The organism is Bradyrhizobium sp. B097 (assembly GCF_038957035.1).
Taxonomy (GTDB): Bacteria; Pseudomonadota; Alphaproteobacteria; order Rhizobiales; family Xanthobacteraceae; genus Bradyrhizobium.
In genome coordinates this window covers 2,365,347-2,385,918 of record NZ_CP152412.1, presented here as the reverse complement: position 1 = coordinate 2,385,918, position 20,572 = coordinate 2,365,347, and the positions used below count along the sequence as shown (strand labels likewise).

The 20,572-nt window shown below is 65.0% G+C and carries 15 protein-coding genes; 6 read left to right on the top strand and 9 right to left on the bottom strand.

The window, feature by feature from the left end; all coding sequences use genetic code 11:
• Positions 1-114: 114 nt before the first annotated feature.
• Together AAFG07_RS11040 and AAFG07_RS11035 are read left to right on the top strand one after the other, a co-directional pair.
• Positions 115-1,743, top strand: a complete 1,629-nt coding sequence (locus AAFG07_RS11040) for a fatty-acid--CoA ligase (RefSeq protein ID WP_342727292.1) — start codon at positions 115-117, stop codon at positions 1,741-1,743.
• Between the two features lie 267 nt (positions 1,744-2,010).
• Positions 2,011-2,868 carry a DUF1499 domain-containing protein gene (locus AAFG07_RS11035; protein ID WP_342727291.1) on the top strand — a complete coding sequence of 286 codons (858 nt, stop codon included), beginning with the start codon at positions 2,011-2,013 and terminating at the stop codon, positions 2,866-2,868.
• 106 nt (positions 2,869-2,974) lie between these two features.
• Here AAFG07_RS11035 and AAFG07_RS11030 read toward each other — a convergent pair whose 3' ends face one another.
• The 4 genes from AAFG07_RS11030 to AAFG07_RS11015 all read right to left on the bottom strand — a co-directional run bounded on the left by AAFG07_RS11030 (position 2,975) and on the right by AAFG07_RS11015 (position 8,433).
• Complete coding sequence (locus AAFG07_RS11030) at positions 2,975-3,892, bottom strand: MBL fold metallo-hydrolase (RefSeq protein WP_342729122.1); 918 nt, start codon at positions 3,890-3,892, stop codon at positions 2,975-2,977.
• A 131-nt stretch (positions 3,893-4,023) separates the two neighbouring features.
• On the bottom strand, positions 4,024-5,238 hold the full coding sequence (locus tag AAFG07_RS11025) for an acyl-CoA dehydrogenase (protein WP_097670230.1): 1,215 nt from the start codon (positions 5,236-5,238) through the stop codon (positions 4,024-4,026).
• A 163-nt stretch (positions 5,239-5,401) separates the two neighbouring features.
• Positions 5,402-6,478, bottom strand: coding sequence for a 3,4-dihydroxy-2-butanone-4-phosphate synthase (gene ribB / locus AAFG07_RS11020; protein ID WP_173641389.1), 1,077 nt, complete (start codon positions 6,476-6,478; stop codon positions 5,402-5,404).
• A gap of 218 nt (positions 6,479-6,696) precedes the next feature.
• Positions 6,697-8,433, bottom strand: a complete 1,737-nt coding sequence (locus tag AAFG07_RS11015) for a cation:proton antiporter (RefSeq protein WP_342727290.1) — start codon at positions 8,431-8,433, stop codon at positions 6,697-6,699.
• A gap of 59 nt (positions 8,434-8,492) precedes the next feature.
• On the opposite strand from AAFG07_RS11015, the gene AAFG07_RS11010 reads away from it, so the two are divergent.
• Together AAFG07_RS11010 and AAFG07_RS11005 are read left to right on the top strand one after the other, a co-directional pair.
• Positions 8,493-9,035: a DUF3124 domain-containing protein gene (locus AAFG07_RS11010; RefSeq protein WP_342727289.1), complete on the top strand. Its 543-nt coding sequence runs from the start codon at positions 8,493-8,495 to the stop codon at positions 9,033-9,035.
• Positions 9,036-9,096: 61 nt separating this feature from the next.
• On the top strand, positions 9,097-10,335 hold the full coding sequence (locus tag AAFG07_RS11005) for a PLP-dependent aminotransferase family protein (RefSeq protein ID WP_342727288.1): 1,239 nt from the start codon (positions 9,097-9,099) through the stop codon (positions 10,333-10,335).
• Between the two features lie 179 nt (positions 10,336-10,514).
• On the opposite strand, the gene AAFG07_RS11000 is transcribed toward AAFG07_RS11005, so the two are convergent.
• On the bottom strand, positions 10,515-11,795 hold the full coding sequence (locus AAFG07_RS11000) for an amidohydrolase/deacetylase family metallohydrolase (protein WP_342727287.1): 1,281 nt from the start codon (positions 11,793-11,795) through the stop codon (positions 10,515-10,517).
• A 232-nt stretch (positions 11,796-12,027) separates the two neighbouring features.
• On the opposite strand from AAFG07_RS11000, the gene AAFG07_RS10995 reads away from it, so the two are divergent.
• Complete coding sequence (locus tag AAFG07_RS10995; protein WP_342727286.1) at positions 12,028-12,243, top strand: hypothetical protein; 216 nt, start codon at positions 12,028-12,030, stop codon at positions 12,241-12,243.
• A 92-nt stretch (positions 12,244-12,335) separates the two neighbouring features.
• Here the strand turns inward: AAFG07_RS10995 and AAFG07_RS10990 are convergent, their stop codons facing one another.
• From AAFG07_RS10990 to AAFG07_RS10975, 4 genes are all read right to left on the bottom strand, one after another.
• Entirely contained in the window at positions 12,336-13,154 is an 819-nt protein-coding gene (locus AAFG07_RS10990; protein ID WP_342727285.1) for an aldo/keto reductase, read from the bottom strand.
• A gap of 164 nt (positions 13,155-13,318) precedes the next feature.
• Positions 13,319-14,899: an alkaline phosphatase D family protein gene (locus AAFG07_RS10985; protein WP_342727284.1), complete on the bottom strand. Its 1,581-nt coding sequence runs from the start codon at positions 14,897-14,899 to the stop codon at positions 13,319-13,321.
• A gap of 324 nt (positions 14,900-15,223) precedes the next feature.
• Positions 15,224-15,655 (bottom strand): hypothetical protein, encoded by a 432-nt coding sequence (locus AAFG07_RS10980; protein ID WP_342727283.1) that lies wholly within the window; start codon positions 15,653-15,655, stop codon positions 15,224-15,226.
• Between the two features lie 237 nt (positions 15,656-15,892).
• A complete protein-coding gene (locus tag AAFG07_RS10975; RefSeq protein ID WP_342727282.1) occupies positions 15,893-19,366 on the bottom strand; it encodes an indolepyruvate ferredoxin oxidoreductase family protein in 3,474 nt (1,157 codons plus the stop codon).
• A gap of 220 nt (positions 19,367-19,586) precedes the next feature.
• Here AAFG07_RS10975 and AAFG07_RS10970 point away from each other — a divergent pair, with 220 nt between their 5' ends.
• On the top strand, positions 19,587-20,537 hold the full coding sequence (locus AAFG07_RS10970) for a hypothetical protein (protein WP_342727281.1): 951 nt from the start codon (positions 19,587-19,589) through the stop codon (positions 20,535-20,537).
• Positions 20,538-20,572 lie beyond the last annotated feature (35 nt).

Below are 20,572 nucleotides of genomic sequence, written 5' to 3'. Positions count from 1 at the left end.
GGCCATTTTCGGCTTGCTTTCTCCGCGCTACAGTTCATGTCAGTTCCATGATCTTACTGCCGGCCGTCCAAGATGCCGGCGGATCATGCGTGAGGATCGAGGAGGGATTTGCGTATGCTTGGCTTGATGCAAGATTGGCCCTTGCTATGTCACAAGATTATTGAGCACGCCGCCAAATATCACGGCACGCGGGAAGTCGTGACCCGGTCGGTCGAAGGCCCCATTCATCGCACCAACTACGCCCAAATCCACGCCCGCGCGCTGAAGGTCTCGCAGAGCCTCGAACGCGACGGCATCAAGCTCGGCGACCGCGTCGCCACCATCGCCTGGAACACCTGGCGCCACCTCGAGGTCTGGTACGGCATCATGGGGATCGGCGCGATCTGCCATACGGTCAATCCACGACTGTTTCCGGAGCAGATCGCCTGGATCGTCAACCACGCCCAGGACCGCATCGTCATCACCGACCTCACCTTCGTCCCGGTGCTGGAGAAGATCGCCAGCCAGCTGCCGAGCGTCGAGCGCTACGTGGTGCTGACCGACAAAGCGCACATGCCGCAGACCACGCTGAAGAACGCGGTCGCCTATGAGGACTGGATCGCGGCATCCGACGGCAAATTCGAGTGGAAGACCTTCGACGAGAACACCGCTGCGGCGATGTGCTACACGTCCGGCACGACGGGCGATCCCAAGGGTGTCCTGTATTCGCACCGGTCCAACGTGTTGCACGCGCTGATGGCCAACTCGAAGGACGCGCTCGGCACCTCCGCCGCGGACACAATGCTCCCGGTGGTGCCCTTGTTCCATGCCAACAGCTGGGGCATCGCGTTCTCCGCACCGTCGATGGGCACCAAGCTGGTGATGCCCGGCCCGAAGCTCGACGGCGCCTCGGTGTACGAGCTGCTGTCGACCGAGAAGGTCACCCATACCGCGGGCGTCCCGACGGTGTGGCTGATGCTGCTGCAATACATGGCGGCCAACAACGTCAAGCTGCCGGATCTGCAGATGGTGATCTGCGGCGGCTCGGCGATGCCGCGCTCGATGATCAAGGCGTTCCTCGACATGGGCAGCCAGGTGCGCCACGCTTGGGGCATGACCGAGATGAGCCCGCTCGGCACGCTCGCCACGCTGAAGCCGCCGTTCACCGATCGCAGTGGCGAGGAGCGGCTCGACATCCTGCAGACCCAGGGCTACCCGCCGTTCGGCGTCGAGATGAAGATCACCGACGATGCCGGCAAGGAGCTGCCGTGGGACGGCAAGACCTTCGGCCGTCTCAAGGTCTCCGGCCCCGCGATCGCCAAGGCCTACTTCCGGATCGATAGCAACATCCTCGACGAGGCCGGCTTTTTCGACACCGGCGACGTCTCGACGATGGACGAGCACGGCTACATGCGGATCACCGACCGCTCCAAGGACGTGATCAAGTCCGGCGGCGAATGGATCTCCTCGATCGATCTCGAGAACCTCGCGGTCGGCCACCCGGCGGTGGCGGAAGCGGCCGTGATCGGCGTCCATCACCCCAAATGGGACGAGCGGCCGCTGCTGATCGTGCAGCTCAAGCAGGGCGAGAGCGCCACGCGCGAGGACATCCTGAAATTCATGGATGGCAAGATCGCCAAATGGTGGATGCCCGACGACGTCGCCTTCGTCGACGGCATTCCCCACACCGCGACCGGCAAGATCTTGAAGACAGCGCTGCGCGACCAGTTCAAGGATTACACGTTCCCGACCGCCGCGGCGTAGGCGAGCTGTCATCCTCCCCTGGAGGGGGAGGATCGGTTCGCATGAAGCGCAGCGAAATGCGAATCGAGGTGGGATGACAGTCCCTCCACTGAGACAGGTGCCCGTGCTGAGGGATCACCCCGCCCCGCCGCTCATTTCATTCGCGTCGACCCTCCCCCTCCAGGGGAGGGTAAGACCCTTGAATTCGCCGCAGGTCCGTGGTCTCACACGAACATTGGCGGCGGCTGAGGTCGCCCAAGGACATCTCAACCGGCAGATTTTTCGACGATGGCGCGCAGGTTTTCCGCTCCCTACCAGCAGGAGCCCGTGTCCGGTCTCGCCACCTGGTCGCGCAACCTCGCCATCTTCTCCGTCGTCGCGGTGGTGGTTTCGATCATCATCGTCCGGTTCGGGTTCCTGGAGGTCAAGCCGGCGCTGGCGACCTTCTTCGGCGCGCTGGGCCTGGCCGGCCTGTCGATCCTGCTCGGGCTGGCCGCCTTCGCCGCGATCTGGCAGAACGGCACCCGCGGCATGGGCCGGATCCTGCTCGCGTTCCTGATCGACGCCGCGATCCTCGGCTACCCGGCCTATCTCACCTATCAGTACCGCAAGCTGCCGCGGATCTACGACGTCACCACCGACGCGATCGACCCGCCGAAATTCGAGGCGCTGGCACGGCTGCGCACCGGCGAAGGCACCAACCCGGCCGCCTATGCCGGCCTCTATTCGGCCGAGAAGCAGCGCGCCGCCTATCCCGATATCGAAACCGTCGAACTGGAAACCCCGGTCGACCGTGCCTATGAGATGACCTTGCGGCTGGTGAACCGCCGCAAATGGCTCGTCATCGACGCACGCGCGCCGCAGCCGCCGCGCCGGATCGGCCGCATCGAGGCGGTGGCCCGCACGCCGATCATGGGCTTCCGCGAGGACGTCTCGATCCGGGTCACGCCTGACGACGAGGACTCGCGCGTCGATATCCGCTCCGCCTCGCGCTATTTCGACGCCGACCTCGGCAGTAACGCCGCGCGGGTTAAGAAGCTGATCGAGGACCTCAACACCGCCGCCGACAACGAGAACGCCAAGCCGGCGAAGAAGGCGGTCCCGGTCGCACCGAAGGCGCCGCCGGCGAAGTCGGTGAAGAAATAGCTCGTCATTCCGGGGCTCGCGAAGCGAGAACCCGGAATCCATTGAACCTCAGAGTTAGCTGTGCGATGGATTCCGGGCTCGTGCTTCGCACGCCCCGGAATGACAATCAGGCCATCCGGTACGTGCCGCCGATCACGGGATCGCCATCCGTCGCCACGATGCCGCGCGCGACGAGATCCTCCAGATGCGCCAGCACCGAATAGCCGGCGGCATTGGCGAGGCGCGGGTCGAGCCCGATATAGATCGCCCGCACCATGGTCGGGATGTCGGCCTCGCCCTTGCCGAGACGATGCAGGATCGACGCCTCGCGTGCCCGGCGATGCCGCGCCAGGAAACGGACATAGCGTGGGCCTTCCGGAATCTCCGGGCCGTGGCCGGACAAATAGAGCTGCTCGGGCCGCTGCTCCAGCCGCTCCAGCGAGGCCATGTAGTCGATCATCGAACCGTCCGGCGGCGCCACGATCGAGGTCGACCAGCCCATCACATGGTCGCCGACGAAATTGATGCTGCGCTCGGCCCACGCGAACGCCAGGTGGTTGGCGGTGTGGCCGGGGGTGGCCACCGCCTCCAGCGCGAAGCCACTGCCCTCGATGACGTCGCCGTGCTTGACCTCGATGTCGGGCCGGAAATCGCGGTCGGCGCCGGATTCCGGATTGTGCTTCTCGCTCTCGAAGCGCGGGCGCGAGGCGCGGTGCGGCCCCTCAGCATAAACAGGCGCGCCGGTCGCGGCCTTGATCCGCGGCGTGTTCGGCGAATGGTCGCGATGGGTATGGGTGACCAGGATGTGGGTCACCGTTTCGCCCTTGACCGCATCGAGCAGCGCTTTCGCGTGCGCCTCGTCGTCGGGACCGGGGTCGATGATCGCGACCTTGCCCTGCCCTACGATGTAGCTGACCGTGCCGGTGAAGGTGAACGGGCTCGGATTGTTGCAGAGGACGCGGCGCACGCCGGGCCGGACCTGCTCGACCACGCCGGGCTTCAGCGGAAAATCGCGGTTGAACGGGATGTCGTCGTTGTCGACCATGGGAGGTGCCCCGAATGCGATCTTGTAGGATGGGTAGAGCGCAGCGAAACCCATCATGCGAGCCGCATGGTGGGCAGTAGGATGGGTTTCGCTTCGCTCTACCTATCCTACGCTGTCGGGGATGGCGCCCCTTACGAGAACGCCTGGATGCCGGTGATCGCGCGGCCGAGGATCAGCGCATGGACGTCGTGCGTGCCCTCATAGGTGTTGACAGTCTCGAGATTGGCGGCGTGACGCATCACGTGATACTCGATCTGGATGCCGTTGCCGCCGTGCATGTCGCGCGCCATGCGGGCGATGTCGAGCGACTTGCCGCAATTGTTGCGCTTGACGATCGAGATCATCTCGGGCGCCATCTTGCCCTCGTCCATCAGGCGGCCGACGCGCAACGAGGCCTGCAGGCCGAGCGCGATCTCGGTCTCCATGTCGGCGAGCTTCTTCTGCACCAGCTGGGTGGCGGCGAGCGGCCGGCCAAACTGCTTGCGGTCGAGCGTGTATTGCCGCGCGCGGTGCATGCAGTCCTCGGCGGCGCCGAGCGCTCCCCAGGAGATGCCGTAGCGGGCGCGGTTGAGGCAGCCGAACGGGCCCTTGAGGCCGGAGACGTTGGGCAGCAGCGCGCTTTCCGGCACCACGACGTTGTCGAGCACGATCTCGCCGGTGATCGAGGCACGCAGCGAGAGCTTGCCGCCGACCTTCGGCGCCGACAGGCCCTTCATGCCCTTCTCGAGGATGAAGCCGCGGATCTGGTTGTCATGCGCGGCCGACTTGGCCCACACCACGAACACGTCGGCGATCGGCGCATTCGAGATCCACATCTTGGAGCCGTTCAGCTTGTAGCCGTCGGCCACCTTCTCAGCGCGGGTCTTCATGCCGCCGGGATCGGAACCGGCATCCGGCTCGGTCAGGCCGAAGCAGCCGACCCATTCGCCGGTCGCGAGCTTGGGCAGATATTTCTTGCGCTGGTTCTCGTCGCCATAGGCGTAGATCGGATACATCACCAGCGACGACTGCACCGAATTCATCGAGCGATAGCCGCTATCGACCCGCTCGATCTCGCGCGCCACCAGGCCGTAAGCGACGTAGCTCGCGTTGGCGCAGCCATATTCCTCGGGCAGCGTCACGCCGATCAGGCCGAGTTCGCCCATCTCGTTGAAGATCTCGCGGTCGGTCTTCTCTTCCAGATAGGCCTTGGTGACCCGCGGCAACAGCTTGTCCTGCGCATAGGCCCGCGCGGTGTCGCGGATCAGGCGCTCGTCTTCGGTGAGCTGGTCGTCGAGCAGGAACGGATCATCCCACTGGAAGCTGGCGGCAGCCGGCTTGTCCTTGGACTGGGGGCGCACGCTCATGAAACATCCTTTCGCATCGTCTCTCGGAAATTGGCGGATAAATTAAAGCGCTATGCTGCGAAGCGCAATTGAATTGGGACCATTGTCATTCCGGGGCACGCGAGAGCGTAAAATCTCGAGATTCCGGGTTCGATGCTAACGCATCGCCCCGGAATGACGGGTGCTAGCACTCCAGCCTCTCGTTCGACACGATCTCGATGCCGAAACCGGACAAACCCTTGTAGTCGTGCACCGAAGAGGTCAGGTGGCGGATCGAGGTGATGCCGAGATCGCGCAGGATCTGCGCGCCGACGCCGACCTCGCGCCATTGCTTGTTGCGATCGGCCTCCGCCGACTTCTGCTCGCTCACCGGCTGGACCGGAACACCGGCGGCACCGTCGCGCAGATAGACCAGCACGCCGCGGCCGGCAGCCTTGAAGTGCCGCAACACGGCTTCCATGCGCGCCGGACCGGTGAAGAGGTCCGTCACGATATTGGGCTTGTGCAGCCGGGTCAGCACGTCCCGGCCATCGCCGATGCCGTTATAGACGAACGCGGCATGCATGATCTCGTCGAAGGGCGAGCGATAGGCATAGCCCTGCAGGGGGCCGATCGGGCTTTCGGTGGTGAAGGTCGCGACCCGCTCGATCAGCTTCTCGCGTGCCTGGCGATAGGCGATCATGTCCGCGATCGTGACATGCTTGAGCTTGTGGGCAGCAGCGAATTTCGCGACCTGCTCGCCCTTCATCACGGTTCCATCGTCGTTCATCAGCTCGCTGATGACGCCGACTGGCGGCAGGCCGGAGAGCCGGCACAGATCGACCGCGGCTTCGGTGTGACCGGAGCGCAGCAGCACGCCGCCGTCGCGCGCGATCAGCGGGAAGATGTGTCCGGGGCGTGCGAAATCGTTGGCGCCGGCGTTGGGATTGGCGAGCGCGCGGCAGCAGGAGGCGCGTTCGTCGGCGGAGATGCCGGTGCCGCCATCGGGCTTGTAGTCGATCGAGACGGTGAAGGCCGTGGTGTGGTTGGACTCGTTATGCGCCACCATCGGGTCGAGCCGCAGCCGGCGGGCGTCCTCGGTGGTGATCGGCGCGCACACGATGCCGGAGGTGTGGCGGATGATGAAGGCCATCTTTTCCGCCGTGCAGAACGACGCCGCGACGATCAAATCGCCCTCGCCTTCCCGATCGTCATCGTCGGTGACGACGACGAGTTCACCCTTCGCAAAGGCTTGCAGCACTTCCTGGATCGTATCGGCCATTGTCCTGACATCTCGCTTTATGCAGGCAGTGGATTAGCCGGGTTCCGATGTCAGCGCCAGTATCATTATGCAACCCGCCATGCGTCCGGCAGGCATACCAGCGGCCCGTAGCCCGGATGAAGCGAAGCGAAATCCGGGGCATCCCCGCAGGCAAAGTCCCCGGATTTCGCTTCGCTCCATCCGGGCTACAAGGCTGCCTTGTTTGAGCCGGATCTCGCTTACGGCAGCACCTCGCGCCGGTCGCTGAGCTGGACGTCCAGCTCCGCGCGCTTGTCGTCGAGCAGGCCGGCGTCGGCGGCCTCGATCACCGAATAGAGCTCGCCGGCGTCGCTAAGCCGGGTCACCGTCACGTAGTCGGCGCCGGCGTCGTAGAGGTCGTCGACACCGGTCAGGAGATCGGCGGTGGCAACCACCTTCGCGGTCGGATTCAGGGCGCGGACGTGGCGCACCAGCTTCTCATTGTCGGCACCGACCAAGAGAAAATCCGGCACGCTCAGAATGATGATCTCGGCCTTGCCGATGCCGGCATGAACCAGCGTATCGACATTGCTGATATCGCCATAGATCACGTGCATGCCGCGGTCGGTCAGCGTGCGGAACACCAGCGGGTTGAAGTCGATGACGCTGATCTGCTCGAGCAGCGACTGGTTCTGCCGCTCGATCTGGCTGATCAGCGCGCTCGCGGCACGGAAAAAGCCGAGGATCACGATGCGCCGGATTTCGCCATGTTCCTCCGCCTCCTGCCCGGATGCGCCGCCGCCCGCGCGTCGATGGTCGAGATCACGCAGCCCGATCCGCTTCAACGGACCGATCAGGCCGCGCACGATCTGATCGCTGCGGGCCATCGCGAAGGTGGAGAGCACCGCCAGCACCACGAAGGCGAACGAGACCGCATTCGCGGTTTCGGTCCCGATATGGTTGGCGGCGACCCCGGTCTGGATCACCACCAGCGAGAACTCGGAAATCTGCGCCAGATTGATCGCCGGCAGCAGGCTGGCGCGCAGGCCCTGCTTCATCAGATAGAGCGGCGTGAATGTCGTGACCAGGCGGCTCACCACCGTGAAGGCCGCGATCACAAGCGCGAGCCAGATCACCTGTAAGCCCGGGATCGGGATCGTCATGCCGAGCGCGACGAAGAACAGCGTGATGAAGAAATCCCGCAGCGTCGTGACCTTGGCGGTGACGTCGAGCGCGTAGGGAAAGGTCGAGATCGAGACGCCGGCGACCAGCGAGCCCATCTCGCGCGACAGATGCAGCCGCTCGGCGATCTCGCCGATCAGAAAGCACCAGGCGAGCGCGCCGAGCAGCACGAGCTCGGGCCGGCGCGCGATCTGGTGGAACAGCCGCGGCAGCACGTAGCGGCTCAGCACCAGCGCGGTCGCGACCAGCACCGCAACGCGGGCGATCGACAGCAGCACGACGCTGATCTGCAGGTTGTCGAGGCTCGGCTGCACCGCCAGGAACAGGATCGCGAAGATGTCCTGCAGCACCAGCACGCCGAGCGTGATGCGGCCCGGCAGCGTGTCCAGCTCGCGCTTCTCGTAGAGCACCTTGACGATGATCACGGTCGAGGACAACGCGCAGGCGACGCAGAGATAGACCGCATCGAACTTGCCGCCGCCGATCGCAAGCCCGATCCCGGCAAAGAACGCCACGCCGATCAGGCAGCCGCCGATCAGCTCGCCGGCGCCGGCGAACAGGATGACCTTGCCGGCACGGATGATCTTCTTGAGGTCGATTTCCAGCCCGATCATGAACAGCATGAAGATCAGGCCAAGCTCGGAGATGACGCTGATCGACTCCTGGGACTTGACCCAGCCCATGCCGAATGGACCAATGAAAAAGCCGGCGATAAGGTAGGCCAGTATCAGCGGTTGCCGGGAGAAATGGGCGAGCAGCCCAATTCCCCAGGCAAACAGGATACAGAGCGTGATATCGCGAATGAGTTCATGCATGCGTCAAAGACTTCCTGTTGCCGCAACCTAGAGGGCCGGGCGTGAGGATCAACCGAGCAATGTGTCACATCCGCGCAGGCGGCATTTTTCTGGCAGTTTTGCTCTGCCTGCTCACCGTGCGCATGGCTGACGCGCTAGCACAATCCTCGGCAAGTATTGAACAAAATTTTGCGAACTCGCTGACCGCGGTGCCATCGGAAGGCCTCACGGCCTCCGGTGCATTCTACGTGCCGGTCTATTCCAGCGTGTCGATGAGCCAGGGCAAGCTGAGGGCCGATTTCTCGGTGACGCTGAGCGTGCACAATGCCTCCGAGACGAGGCCGCTGGTGCTGAAGCGGATCGCCTATTTCGACACATCAGGCAGGATGGTGGAGAGCTACCTCAAGTCGCCGGTCGCGCTAAAACCGTTTGCGACCGTCGAGGTCTCGATCGCCACGACCGATACCCGCGGCGGCACCGGTGCGAATTTCGTGGTCGATTGGGCGGCGGCCGGCGAGATCGCGGAACCGGCGGTCGAGGCATTGATGGTCGGCAGCGTCGGCGCCGGGCACTATGCCTTCATCAGCCAGGGCCGCCCGATCAGGCTGACCAGCAAGAACTGACTTCATGGAAGGCCGCCTCCCACAGGCCTTCTCAACGACAACAACACGGAGCGAAACGTCCATGTCCACCTCAGCCCAGTTCGACTTTGCACCGCTGCTTCCTGCCGGCCTGCCTGCGCCGGCCGCGCGCTGGACCGGGCTTGCCAAATACAGCTTCGTCGGCGGCAACAATGACCCGGACCAGGTCCCGGTCGACGGACTGCTGGAGGCGGTCAATGCGGTGCTGAAGCGCGAGGGCAGGAATCTCGCGACCTATAACCTCGCGCACGGACCGCAGGGCTATTTGCCGCTGCGCCAGTTCCTGACCGAGAAGCTGAAGCGCGATGCCGGGATTGCCTGCACGCCGGACGAGATCATGATCGTCTCCGGCTCGCTGCAGGCGCTCGACCTCGTCAATCACACGCTGCTCGCCAAGGGCGACACCGTGCTGATCGAACAGGAGACCTATCAGGGCTCGCTGAACCGGCTAACCCGGCTCGGCGTCAACGCGGTCGGCATTCCGCTCGACGGTGACGGCATCAGGATCGATGCGCTGGCCGCAGCGCTCGCCGATCACAAGCGGCGCGGCATCACGCCGAAATACATCTACACCATCCCGACGGTGCAGAACCCGACCGGCTCGATCCTCCCCGAAACCCGCCGCGCCGAAATGCTGAAGCTGTCCAGGGAATACGGCGTGCCGATCTTCGAGGACGATTGCTATGCCGATCTGATCTGGAGCGGCGAGCGGCCGCCCGCGATCTACGCCATGAGCCAGCATGGCGGCGTGATCCATATCGGCTCGTTCTCGAAGTCGATCGCGCCGGCGCTGCGGGTCGGCTTCATCGTCGCGCCCTGGGCAATCATGTCGCGGATGCTGCCGCTGAAGACCGACGCCGGCTCCGGCGCGCTGGAGCAGATGGTGCTGTCGGAATATTGCGCGCCGCATTTTGCGACCCATGTGCCGCGGCTGACCCGTGGCCTGCGCGCCAAGCTCGACACGCTGATGGAGGCGCTGAACGAGCAGTTCGGCACGTCGGCCGAATTCGAGGCGCCGAAGGGCGGCATCTTCCTCTGGGTCAAGCTGCCCGATCATGTCGACACCATGAAGCTCTATCAGGCGGCGCTCGCCGCCGGGGTCTCGATCAATCCGGGACCGGAATGGTCGACCAGCAAGGCGCATTCCGGCAGCCGGCTGCGCCTCTGCTTCGCCAGCCCCTCGCACCAGCAGATCCGCGAAGGCGTCGCGGTGCTGGCCGAAGTGTGCCGCAAGGAGTTCGGCGTGCCGGCGCGCAGCAGCAATGTGGAGAAGCGGGCGTAAGCGCCCGCTTGCGGCTCCCGCGGCATTGGCAATCCACCTCTCCCCTTGTGCGAGAGGTCGGATTGTATCATCAGATACAATCCGGGTGAGGGGTTGCGCTCTCTCGTGGAACCTGCCCCCCTCACCCGGCGCTCCGCGCCGACCTCTCCCCGGTGGGGAGAGGTGATCGTGAGACTGAGTCACCGCACCGAAAACGGCGCCTGATAGGGCCGGCCGAACGGCACGCCGTTGACCACGGTCTGCGCCGGCTTCAGTTGCAGATTGCCGTCGCGCTTGTTGTTGCGAGTGTCGACGAAGGAGACCGGGCCTTCGATCAGGTCCATGATCGCGACGTCTGCGGGGGCGCCGCGCTGCAGCGTGCCGATCTTGGGGGCGCGGTTGATGATCCGCGCCGGCACCGAGGTCGCCATCGCCACCACCTGATCCAGCGAGGAGCCCATCGCCAGGAACTTGCTCATCACATTCGGCAGGAACGGGATGCCGGGCGAATTGCCGGAGAAGACGTGGATGTCGGAGGAGATCGTATCGGGCGTGCAGCCGGCGGGGATCGCGATCTCGGCCACCGTGAAATCGAAGCTGCCGCCGCCATGGCCGACATCGAACAGCACGCCGCGCTGCTTGGCCGCGAGCGCCGCCGGCAGCAGCTTGCCGTCCTGCACGATGTTGGTGAAGGCGCCGGACATGTTCGGCGCGCCGGAATAAGCATGGGTGAGGATATCGCCCGGCCGCAGCAGATCGAGGATGTCTGACATCAACTCCCTGGTCTCGACGCCGCCGATATGCACCATCATCCGCGCCGGCCAGCCGCACATCTCGCAGGCCTGGATGCCGCGCTTCAGCGGCTCGATGCCATGCTTGAAGATGATGTTCTCCGACATCCGCACCTTGACCCCGATCAGGAAGTCCGGGTTCTCGGCGAGCGCCATGGCGCAGGCTTCGACCTGGGCGTTGTCGATGTTGTAGAGCTCGGCCACCGGGAAGGCCGACAGGCCGTTATTGGCGATATGGACGAAGGCGTAGATCCGCGCCCGCGACTGCGCCACGATGAAGCGCCGCAGCGCCGCGAGATTGTTGACGCCGGCATCGCCGGCCGAGACCACCGTCGTGGTGCCCTGGAATTGCACCAGCTCGTCGGCGGGAATGCCGATCGCCGATCCATAGGGGTAGACGTGGCAGTGCAGATCGACGAGGCCCGGCATCACGAGCTTGCCCGAGGCGTCGATGGTCTTGCTGGCGCGCGCGGCCGGGATCTCGTCCTCGATCGCCTCGATCAGACCCCAGCGGATGCCGATGTCGCGCTTGCCGCGCAGCGACTGGCTGGGATCGATCACGTCGCCGCTCTTGATCACGAGGTCGAATTTGTCGTCCGGCCCCATCGCCGCAGCGGCCGGCCCTGCGATCACAGCAGCAGCGGCCGATCCCGTACCTTTCAAAAAATCCCGGCGTGAAAATTCACCCACGGCAACGTCCCCCCGAACATTGATATTTATGGCGCGATGATGCGTCGGACGCCGGGGTTAGGCAAGGCCACCGAAAGATGCAGCCACGCTCACGCATCGGATGTGCAGCGAACGCGCGGCGAACGTTGCGCTGGGACCGTTGCTGAACAGGTGTTCAGAAAGCTCCTCCGGTTCCAGAGGAACGTTCCGATGCCTGCACGGTTGCCCCCACGCATCATTTGAGGAGGATGAGATGAAAAAGATTGGTTTTGTTCTTGCGGCGATTGGTGCCCTTGCAGTGGCCATTCCGTCGATCGCGAGCGCCGAGACCGTCGTGATCAAGCGCGGCCATCATCACTGGGATCGTGGCTGGGGCTCGCGGGCCGAAATGCGCCACGACCGTGGTTGGCATCGCGGCTGGCATCACGACCATGACCGCACGGTGGTGATCAGGCGGGACCGCTATTAAGCGCCGACACATACGATAGACCGACACAACGGAAAATGGCTCCTCGCGGAGCCATTTTTTTGTTCTACGTCCTCATCGGGTGCTCGCAGGACTCAGTCCCACGCCGGAGCAAAGCCCGGGTTGACGCAGCGCATGTCCTTGCGCAGCGCAGCGATCGCCTTGCGGTCATCATCGTCGAGCCTGACCTTCAGCGCGTCGAGATTGGCCTTTTGGCTTTCGGCGCGCGAGGCCTTCGGGATCGCCGCAACGCCCTCCTGGTCGAGCAACCATTTCAGCGCCACCTGCGCTGCGGTCGCATCATGCTTGCTGCCGATTTTCGCCAGCGTCTCGTCGGTCGCGAAACGGCCCTGGGCGAGCGGGCAATAGGCCACCAGCGGGATCGATTTCGCCGCGAGATATTTCCGCAACGGCGTCTGGTCCAGCATGGCGTGATATTCGATCTGGTTGCAGGCGATCGGCGCCTTGATGTCCTCGACCACGGTCTTGAGCAGCGCGGTGGTGAAATTGGCGACGCCGATCGCGCGGGTGCGGCCTTCCTGCTTCAGCCGCATCAGCGTCTCGAAGACGGCAGACAGCTTCATGTTCCGCGACGGCCAGTGCACCAGATAGAGGTCGACGTGATCGAGCCGCAGCTTCTCCAGGCTGGTGTCGAACGATCTCCGGATCGCATCCGGCGCCAAATTCTCGTGCCAAACCTTGGTGGTCACGTGCAGGTCCGTGCGCGCGACCTTCGCGTCTGCGATCGCCGCCCCGATCGCCTCCTCATTGCCGTACATCTCGGCGGTGTCGATATGCCGGTAACCGAGCCCAAGCGCGCTCTCGACCGCCGCGCGGCAGTCATCGCCCTGCATGCGGAAGGTGCCGAGCCCGAGCTGCGGCAGGCTGATGCCCTGTGTCTGCAGATTGTCCATGGATAGCTCCTGACGCGTGGGACGCCGATGTCATCGACGACGTCACGCCAGCAAATCGTCTGGTGGGAATGAAATTGGCAGAAATGCCAGCACGCAGTCTGCCCGCAAACCGGCCCTTCGGGCAAGGCGCCCGCAATCAAGATGTCGCGACGGCTTTCGCGAGCCTAGATGTGTTGCGCCATGATCTGGCCGGGCCGCGCGTCCGGCCGCGGCTCGATGTCGACCGACCAGAGATCGTGGTTGTCGACGTCCTTCAACGTCACTCTCATCACGCTGGTCCTGCCGTCGATGTCGACGCGGCCGAAGAATTGCAGGCCGAAGCACGGCGCGAGATTGTCGCCCTGCTCGGCCGAGCAGCCCTTCTGGTACATCGCCTTCGGGCCAAAGGTGTTGTCGAGCTCGCCCGGCGACCACGTGCCGGCATGCAGCGGGCCGGAGACGAATTCCCAGAACGGCTCGAACTCCTGAAACACGGCGCGGTTCGGATCATAATGATGCGCGGCGGTGTAGTGCATGTCGGCGGTGAGCCACACCGTGTTGCGGATGCCGGCGCGCCTCATGAAGGACAAGAGATCGGCGATCTCGTGCTCGCGCCGCTGCGGCGGGCCGTCGCCGAGCGCGACGGCGTCCAGGCTGACGAGGCCGATCGGCAGATCTGCGGCGATCACCTTCCAGGTGGCATCCGAGGCCACCAGCTCCCGCTTCAGCCAGGCGAGCTGATCCCGACCGAGGATGAACGCCTGGTCCGGATCGCCCTGCTTGTTCCAGCTGGAATCGCGGTAGGAGCGCATGTCGATGATGAAGACGTCGAGCAACGGCCCGTAGGCGATCTTGCGATAGACCCGGCCGTCGCGCTCCGGCATCAGCCGCATCGGCATGAATTCATGGAAGGCGCGGCGCGCCCGCGCCACCAGGCGCGAGGTGCCGTCCGTATCGTAGCCGGTCGCATCGGCGGTGCCGATCGGCGACCAGTCGTCGGCCACCTCGTGGTCGTCCCACTGCGCGAAGACAGGCACCTCGGCGTGGAAGGCGCGAAAATTCTCGTCGAGCCAGTTGTATTTGTAGTTGCCGCGAAACTCGTCGAGGCTGTGCGCGACGACCGATTTCTCTTCGGTGACGATGTTGCGCCAGACCTCGCCGTTCGGCAGGGTCTGCTCCGACGGCACGGTGCAATCCGCATAGATGTGATCGCCGGAGTGGATGAAGAAATCCGGGCGTTCGTTCAGCATGGTGCGGTAACTGCGCAGGCCGCCGCGCGCGGGGTCGATGCCCCAGCCCTGCCCGACGACGTCGCCGGACCAGACGAAGGAGACCGAGCGGCGGTCGACCGGCGCGGTGCGGAAGTGCCCAATGCGGCTTTCACCGGCGACGCCGTCCCGATCCTCGAAGTGGATCCGGTAGAACAGGTCCTGTCCCGGCGGCAGCCCATCGAGCAGCAGCTTTGCGGTGAAGTCGCGCTCGGGCAGCGCGTCGGCGAACGCGGTGCGCAGGATAGTGGCGAAGCTTTCGACCGCGGCGCATTCGATCTGCATCCGCGCGGCGCGATTGGCGCGGGCCCAGATGACCGCGGAATCGCTGGCGACGTCGCCGGACTGGATGCCCGCGATCGCGGGCCGATCCGCAGCGCGGCTCAGATAGGGCCTTGCCAGCGAGCCCAATCCTGCCAGCGCGGCCGTCGATGCCGAGCGCACCAGAAGCTGACGCCTGGTGAGGCCTCGCCCCCTCGCGGAGATCGCTGTCGGCATCGAATAACCTTCGTCGAATCGCAACGAAGGTTTTGCCTGCGCTGTTTGACTCCGCCCTTACGGTTTCTTGACTCTGCGCCGACGGTTTTGCGACGGCGGTGTGACTCGGGGGGAGATCTAGATCGGAACTGTGTCGTCAGGCGCCAAGCGCTCAATCGCCACACCCGTCATCCTGAGAAGGCGCGTAGCGCCGTCTCGAAGGATGAATCGGCCACAGACGGGCCGTCGATCCTTCGAGACGCGCGCAAGAGCGCGCTCCTCAGGATGACGGGTTTGGTATTGGTGCGAACGCGCGCAAGCCGGCGTGAAACCGCCGAACCGCCCTCACCGCTGCCAGTTGCAGATGCCGCCGGTGCGGCACGGCCAGGTCTGGATCCTGGTATCGCGGGCTTCCGCATCGAGCGGGTTCGAATGCCGGCGCGCGAGCTTGGCGCGGGCGGGAACCTGCGCCACTGCGCGCTTGCGTTCACGCGGTGCCGTTGCCCTGCTGGTCCGCACGGCCTTCTGCGGCTCGACTTTCGGCTGCTCGACCTTCGGTTCGACGTTGGCGCGCTGATCAGGTCCGTGGTCGGTCTTCGCCTCGACCGGAACCGGCTCGAACTGCGCCGGCGGGCCGAGCGGCTTCGGCGAGAGCACGGCCCGCGAGAGATCGAGGCTGAAGAACTCGCTTGGGCGGTAGTCGTCAGCCAACGCCACGCCACCCAATGCCAGGCACGCAGTGCAAACAGTTGCAACAAAAGCAGTTTTCAGGACCATAAATGGGCCTCCTGAAATCACTCGAACAGAACAGCCATCATGTAGGAGCCCGACCGCGCGAATCCAGCCGCGGCTCGCGGGCAGGGTTACCGGTCAACCAATGCGGCCGTGGAAAGTTCCCGCTGCCTACCACCTGGAACGCCGTTCCGATGGTATCGGAGCGGGTTTCTAGGTTGGTGTTTTGAACGCGTTTTCTTCACGCGAACCGTTAGCCACTTCGCTCGAAAACGCTCCAGCCTACTCGGCGGCCTGCGCCAACGGCTGGCCGATCGCGCGCTCCAGCCGCGCGCATTCGGTGCGGTAGCGGGCGACGTTGCCTTCCTTGATGTGGCCGTAGCCGCGCACGAGATCCGCGGCCTTCGCCAGCGCCACCAGGCGCGGCAAATCGAGCGGCTTCTTGCCGTCGAGGTGACGCAGGATCATCGACGAATACTCGACCGGCAATGCGCGCTCCATCTTGCGCTCGGCGGTGTAGCCGAAGATGTCGAACGCGGTGCCGCGCAGGCCCTTCAGCCCCGCCAGCAGGCCGAACGCCTTGAAGATCCACGGCCCGAACTCGCGCTTCTGCAAACGCCCGGTGACGGGATCGCGCTGCGCCAGCAACGGCGGCGCCAGCAAGACCTTCAAGCCGGAATTGCCCTCGAACTGCTCCCTCAAGGCCTTGCTGAACTCGCCATCGGAATAGAGCCGCGCGACCTCGTATTCGTCCTTGTAGGCCATCAGCTTGAACAGGCCCTTTGCAAAGGCCTCGGTCAGGTCCTGCGAGCCCGGCGCTGCCGCAGTTTCGGCGGAGCGGACGCGCGCGACGTCGTCGAGATAGCGCTTGGCATAGGCCGCGTCCTGATAGTCGGTGAGAAATTTGGTGCGGAACGCAATCGCCTCGTCGAGCGTCTTCTTCGCAGGAGCTGCGCCTGCGTTCTTGAAGCGCGCGGCGCTGACCACGCGCGGTAGATCATGCGCGGCGAGCCGGCCCCACGAGAACGCGGTCTTGTTCATCTCGATCGCGGCGCCGTTGAGCTCGATCGCCTTCAGGATGGCCTCGAGCGACAGCGGGATCGCGCCACGCTGGAACGCGAAGCCGAGCATGAAGGCGTTGGTGGCGATGCTGTCGCCCATCAGCGCGGTGGCTAGGCCCGTGGCATCGAGGATGTCGAGATCGTCAGGTCTCACCGCGCCGTTCAGCGCATCGCGCATCGAGCTGGCCTCGAAGTCGATATCGGGATCGATCACGAAGCTCGCGGTCGGCAGCAGGTCGGCGTTGACGACGGCGCGGGTGACGCCGCGCTCGGCGCGGCTCAGCGCCGGCACACTGGTGGCCACGACCAGGTCGCAGCCGAGGATCAAATTGGCATTGCCGGGCGCGATGCGGACCGTGGTCAGCATGTCGGACGCGGGCGCGAGCCGGACATGGCTCATGACCGCGCCGTTCTTCTGCGACAGGCCGGTGAAGTCGAGCGTCGAGCAGGCGAGCCCCTCGACATGCGCCGCCATGCCGAGCAGCGCACCGATGGTGATGACGCCCGTGCCGCCGATGCCGGTGATCAGGATGTTGTAGGGGCTGCTCAACGCGGCCGCGGGCGGCGCCGGCAGGTCCGCAAACAGCGCCTTGGGATCGGCGGCAGTGCGGTCGGCCTTGCGCAGCTTGGGATCCTGCACCATCACGAAGCTCGGGCAGAAGCCCTCGATGCAGGAGAAATCCTTGTTGCAGTTCGACTGGTCGATGCGGCGCTTGCGGCCGAGCTCGGTCTCCAGCGGCTGCACCGAGACGCAGTTCGACGCGACCGAACAGTCGCCGCAGCCTTCGCAGACCCGCTCATTGATGAAGACGCGCTTGGCTGGATCGGGAAACAGTCCGCGCTTGCGGCGACGACGCTTCTCGGCGGCGCAGGTCTGGTCGTAGATCAGGACGGTGAGGCCCTCGATCTCGCGCAAGGTGCGCTGCACGGCGTCGAGCTCGCGTCGATGATGGATGGTGGCGCCGGACGGGAAATAGTTGGCGGGATATTTGTCGGGATCGTCGGAGACGATCGCGAGCCGCTTGGTGCCCTCGGCCGCCACCTGGTGTGCGATTTGCGCCACCGTGAAGCCGCCTTCGGCCGGCTGGCCGCCGGTCATCGCCACCGCGTCGTTGTAGAGGATCTTGTAGGTGATGTTGACGCCGGCCGCGGCCGCCGCGCGCAACGCCAGCAAGCCGGAATGCGTGTAGGTGCCGTCACCGAGATTCTGGAACACATGCTGTTCGCTGGTGAATGGCGCCTGCCCGATCCAGCTCACGCCCTCGGCGCCCATATGCGAGATGGTCTGGGTGTTGCGGTTCGGCACCGACAGCGCCATGCCGTGGCAGCCGATGCCGGCCATGGCGCGGCTGCCTTCCGGAATCTTGGTCGACGAGTTGTGCGGGCAGCCCGAGCAGAAATACGGCGTACGCTGCAGCTTCGCGGTGCCCGTGCCCTCGGCCGGGCGATCGAACGCCTCAAGTTTTGCCAGCCTCTGCTCCAGCAGCGGGCTGCGGTGGCCGAGCTTGCGCAGACGCGCGACGACGGCGGCCGCCACCATGGTCGGCGTCAGCTCGCCCTCGCTCGGCAGCAGCGGCGCGCCGCTCTCGTCGCGCTTGCCGACCACCGAGGGGCGCCTGGAGGCGTCCGTGTTGTAGAGGATGCGGACCAGCTGGTCCTCGATGAAGCCGCGCTTCTCCTCGACCACGAGCACATCCTGCAGACCTTCGGCGAAGTCGCGCGCGCCGCGCGCTTCGAGCGGCCAGGTCAGCGCCACCTTGTAGATGCGCAGGCCCAGCGCCTGCGCCTCGGCATCGGTGAGGCCGAGATCGGCGAGCGCCTGGCGCAGATCGAGATAGGCCTTGCCGGTCGCCATGATGCCGAGCCGCGCCGGCTTCGAATCCAGCACGATGCGGTCGAACCGGTTGGCGCGGGCGAAGGCCGCGACCGCCTCCATCTTGGGCCCGTGCAGCCTGCGCTCGGCCTCGAGCGGCGGATCGGGCCAGCGGATCGACAGCCCGCCCGGCGGCATCTCGAAATCATCCGGCATGATGATCTTGATGCGATCGGGATCGCTGACGATCGAAGCCGAGCTTTCGACGGTCTCCGAGATCGCCTTGAAGCCGACCCAGCAGCTGGAATAGCGCGACAGCGCGAAGCCGAGGATGCCGAGATCGAGATAATCCTGCAGCGTCGCCGGATTGACCACCGGCATCAGCGCCGAGGCGAACACCTGCTCGCTCTGGTGTGCGAGCGTGGAGGACTGGCAGCCATGGTCGTCGCCGGCCAGCGCAATCACGCCGCCATTCGGCGAGGTGCCGGCGGAATTGGCGTGCTTGAGCGCGTCGAGCGAGCGGTCGACGCCGGGGCCTTTGCCGTACCAGATGCCGAACACGCCATCGACCTTGGCCCCGGGGAACATGCCGACCTGCTGGCTGCCCCACACCGCGGTCGCCGCCAGGTCCTCGTTGAGGCCGGGAACGAAGGCGATGTCATGCTCTTTCAGAAAGGACTTCGCCCGCCACAGCGCATGGTCGTACATGCCGAGCGGCGAACCGCGGTAACCGGAGATGAAACCTGCGGTGTTCAGCCCGTGCGCGCGGTCGCGTTCGCGCTGCAACATCGGCAATCGGACCAGAGCCTGGGTACCGGAGAGGAAGATTCGTTTGGTATCCAACCGGTACTTGTCGTCCAGTCCAACTTCCATCAACGCCATCAGTAAAGGCTCCCCGCCGGTTACGTCGCGCCGGTCCGAACCGGTCTCATTATTCTGCGCTTGATCATGCATCAGCATGAACTGATTTTGCTATGCATGAACAGCCCCGTTCCATGGCCGCAGCACATATCTCATGTTGCGCATGCGAGGCCTTGTCGCTCTGCGAGGCTTGCCGAACCCCGGCTTCTTTGAAACGGTGGCGCGCAAAGGGAGACCAAGGATGATTAAAGTCGAATCCGCATTCACGACGGAAATCGTGGAGAACGGCAATCTGCTGGTGGGTCCCTGGCGCAGCCCGAAGCAGATGCTTCAGGCCCAGACCTACGACGCCCACGCTTCGATTCACGACGATGCAACCGCGCAGAAGCTCGGCTTCCGCGGCGGCACGATCGAGGGACCGACCCATTTCAGCCAGTTCGCGCCGCTGTGCGAGCGGATCTGGGGCCGCGCCTGGTTCATGACCGGGTGCCTGTCCGCGCATTACCGCAATCCGGTGTTCGAGGGCGAAGAGGTGCAGGCCCAGATCGAGAAGCCGAAGCCGGGCCAGACCGTTTGCACGATCGGGATGATCAAGCCCGACGGCACCGAGATCCTGCGCGGCACCGCATCGATCGACGGCAACGGCACAGAGACCGCGCTGAGCAACCGGCTTGGCGAATTGAAGCCGCTGACCGATCCCGTGATCCTCGCCGACATCAAGGTCGGCATGAAGACGCCGCGGCAGGCGATCAGGATGGATTTCGACCAGAACATGGGCGATCTCTATCCGTTCTCGCTGGCCGACAAGCTCAAGGTGATCACCGAGCCGTCGGATTATTATTCGCTGGAGTACAATCCCTGGGGCCGCGCCATCATCCCGATGGAGATGCTGAGCGTGCTGTTCCAGTACCGCGCGCGCGAGGACCGGCTGCCGGTCCGCGGCCCGGCCGTCGGGCTGTTCGCCGATCAGGAGATCCGGCTGCTGCGCGGGCCGCTGTTCCCGGGCGAGACCTATTGGGTCGAGCGCGAGGTCGTCGCGCTCTCGGGCAGCAAGCGCACCGAGAGCATGTGGGTGCGCTCGACCGTGTTCGATGCCGACAACGCCGTGGTCGCGACCATGCTGCTCAACGGCGCCAGCATGAAGGACTCCTACGCCAACTACGAGCAAGAGCACAAAGCACTCTACGGCTGAAGCAACAGCCGCCTCCTCGCAAGCCGCCGAACCAA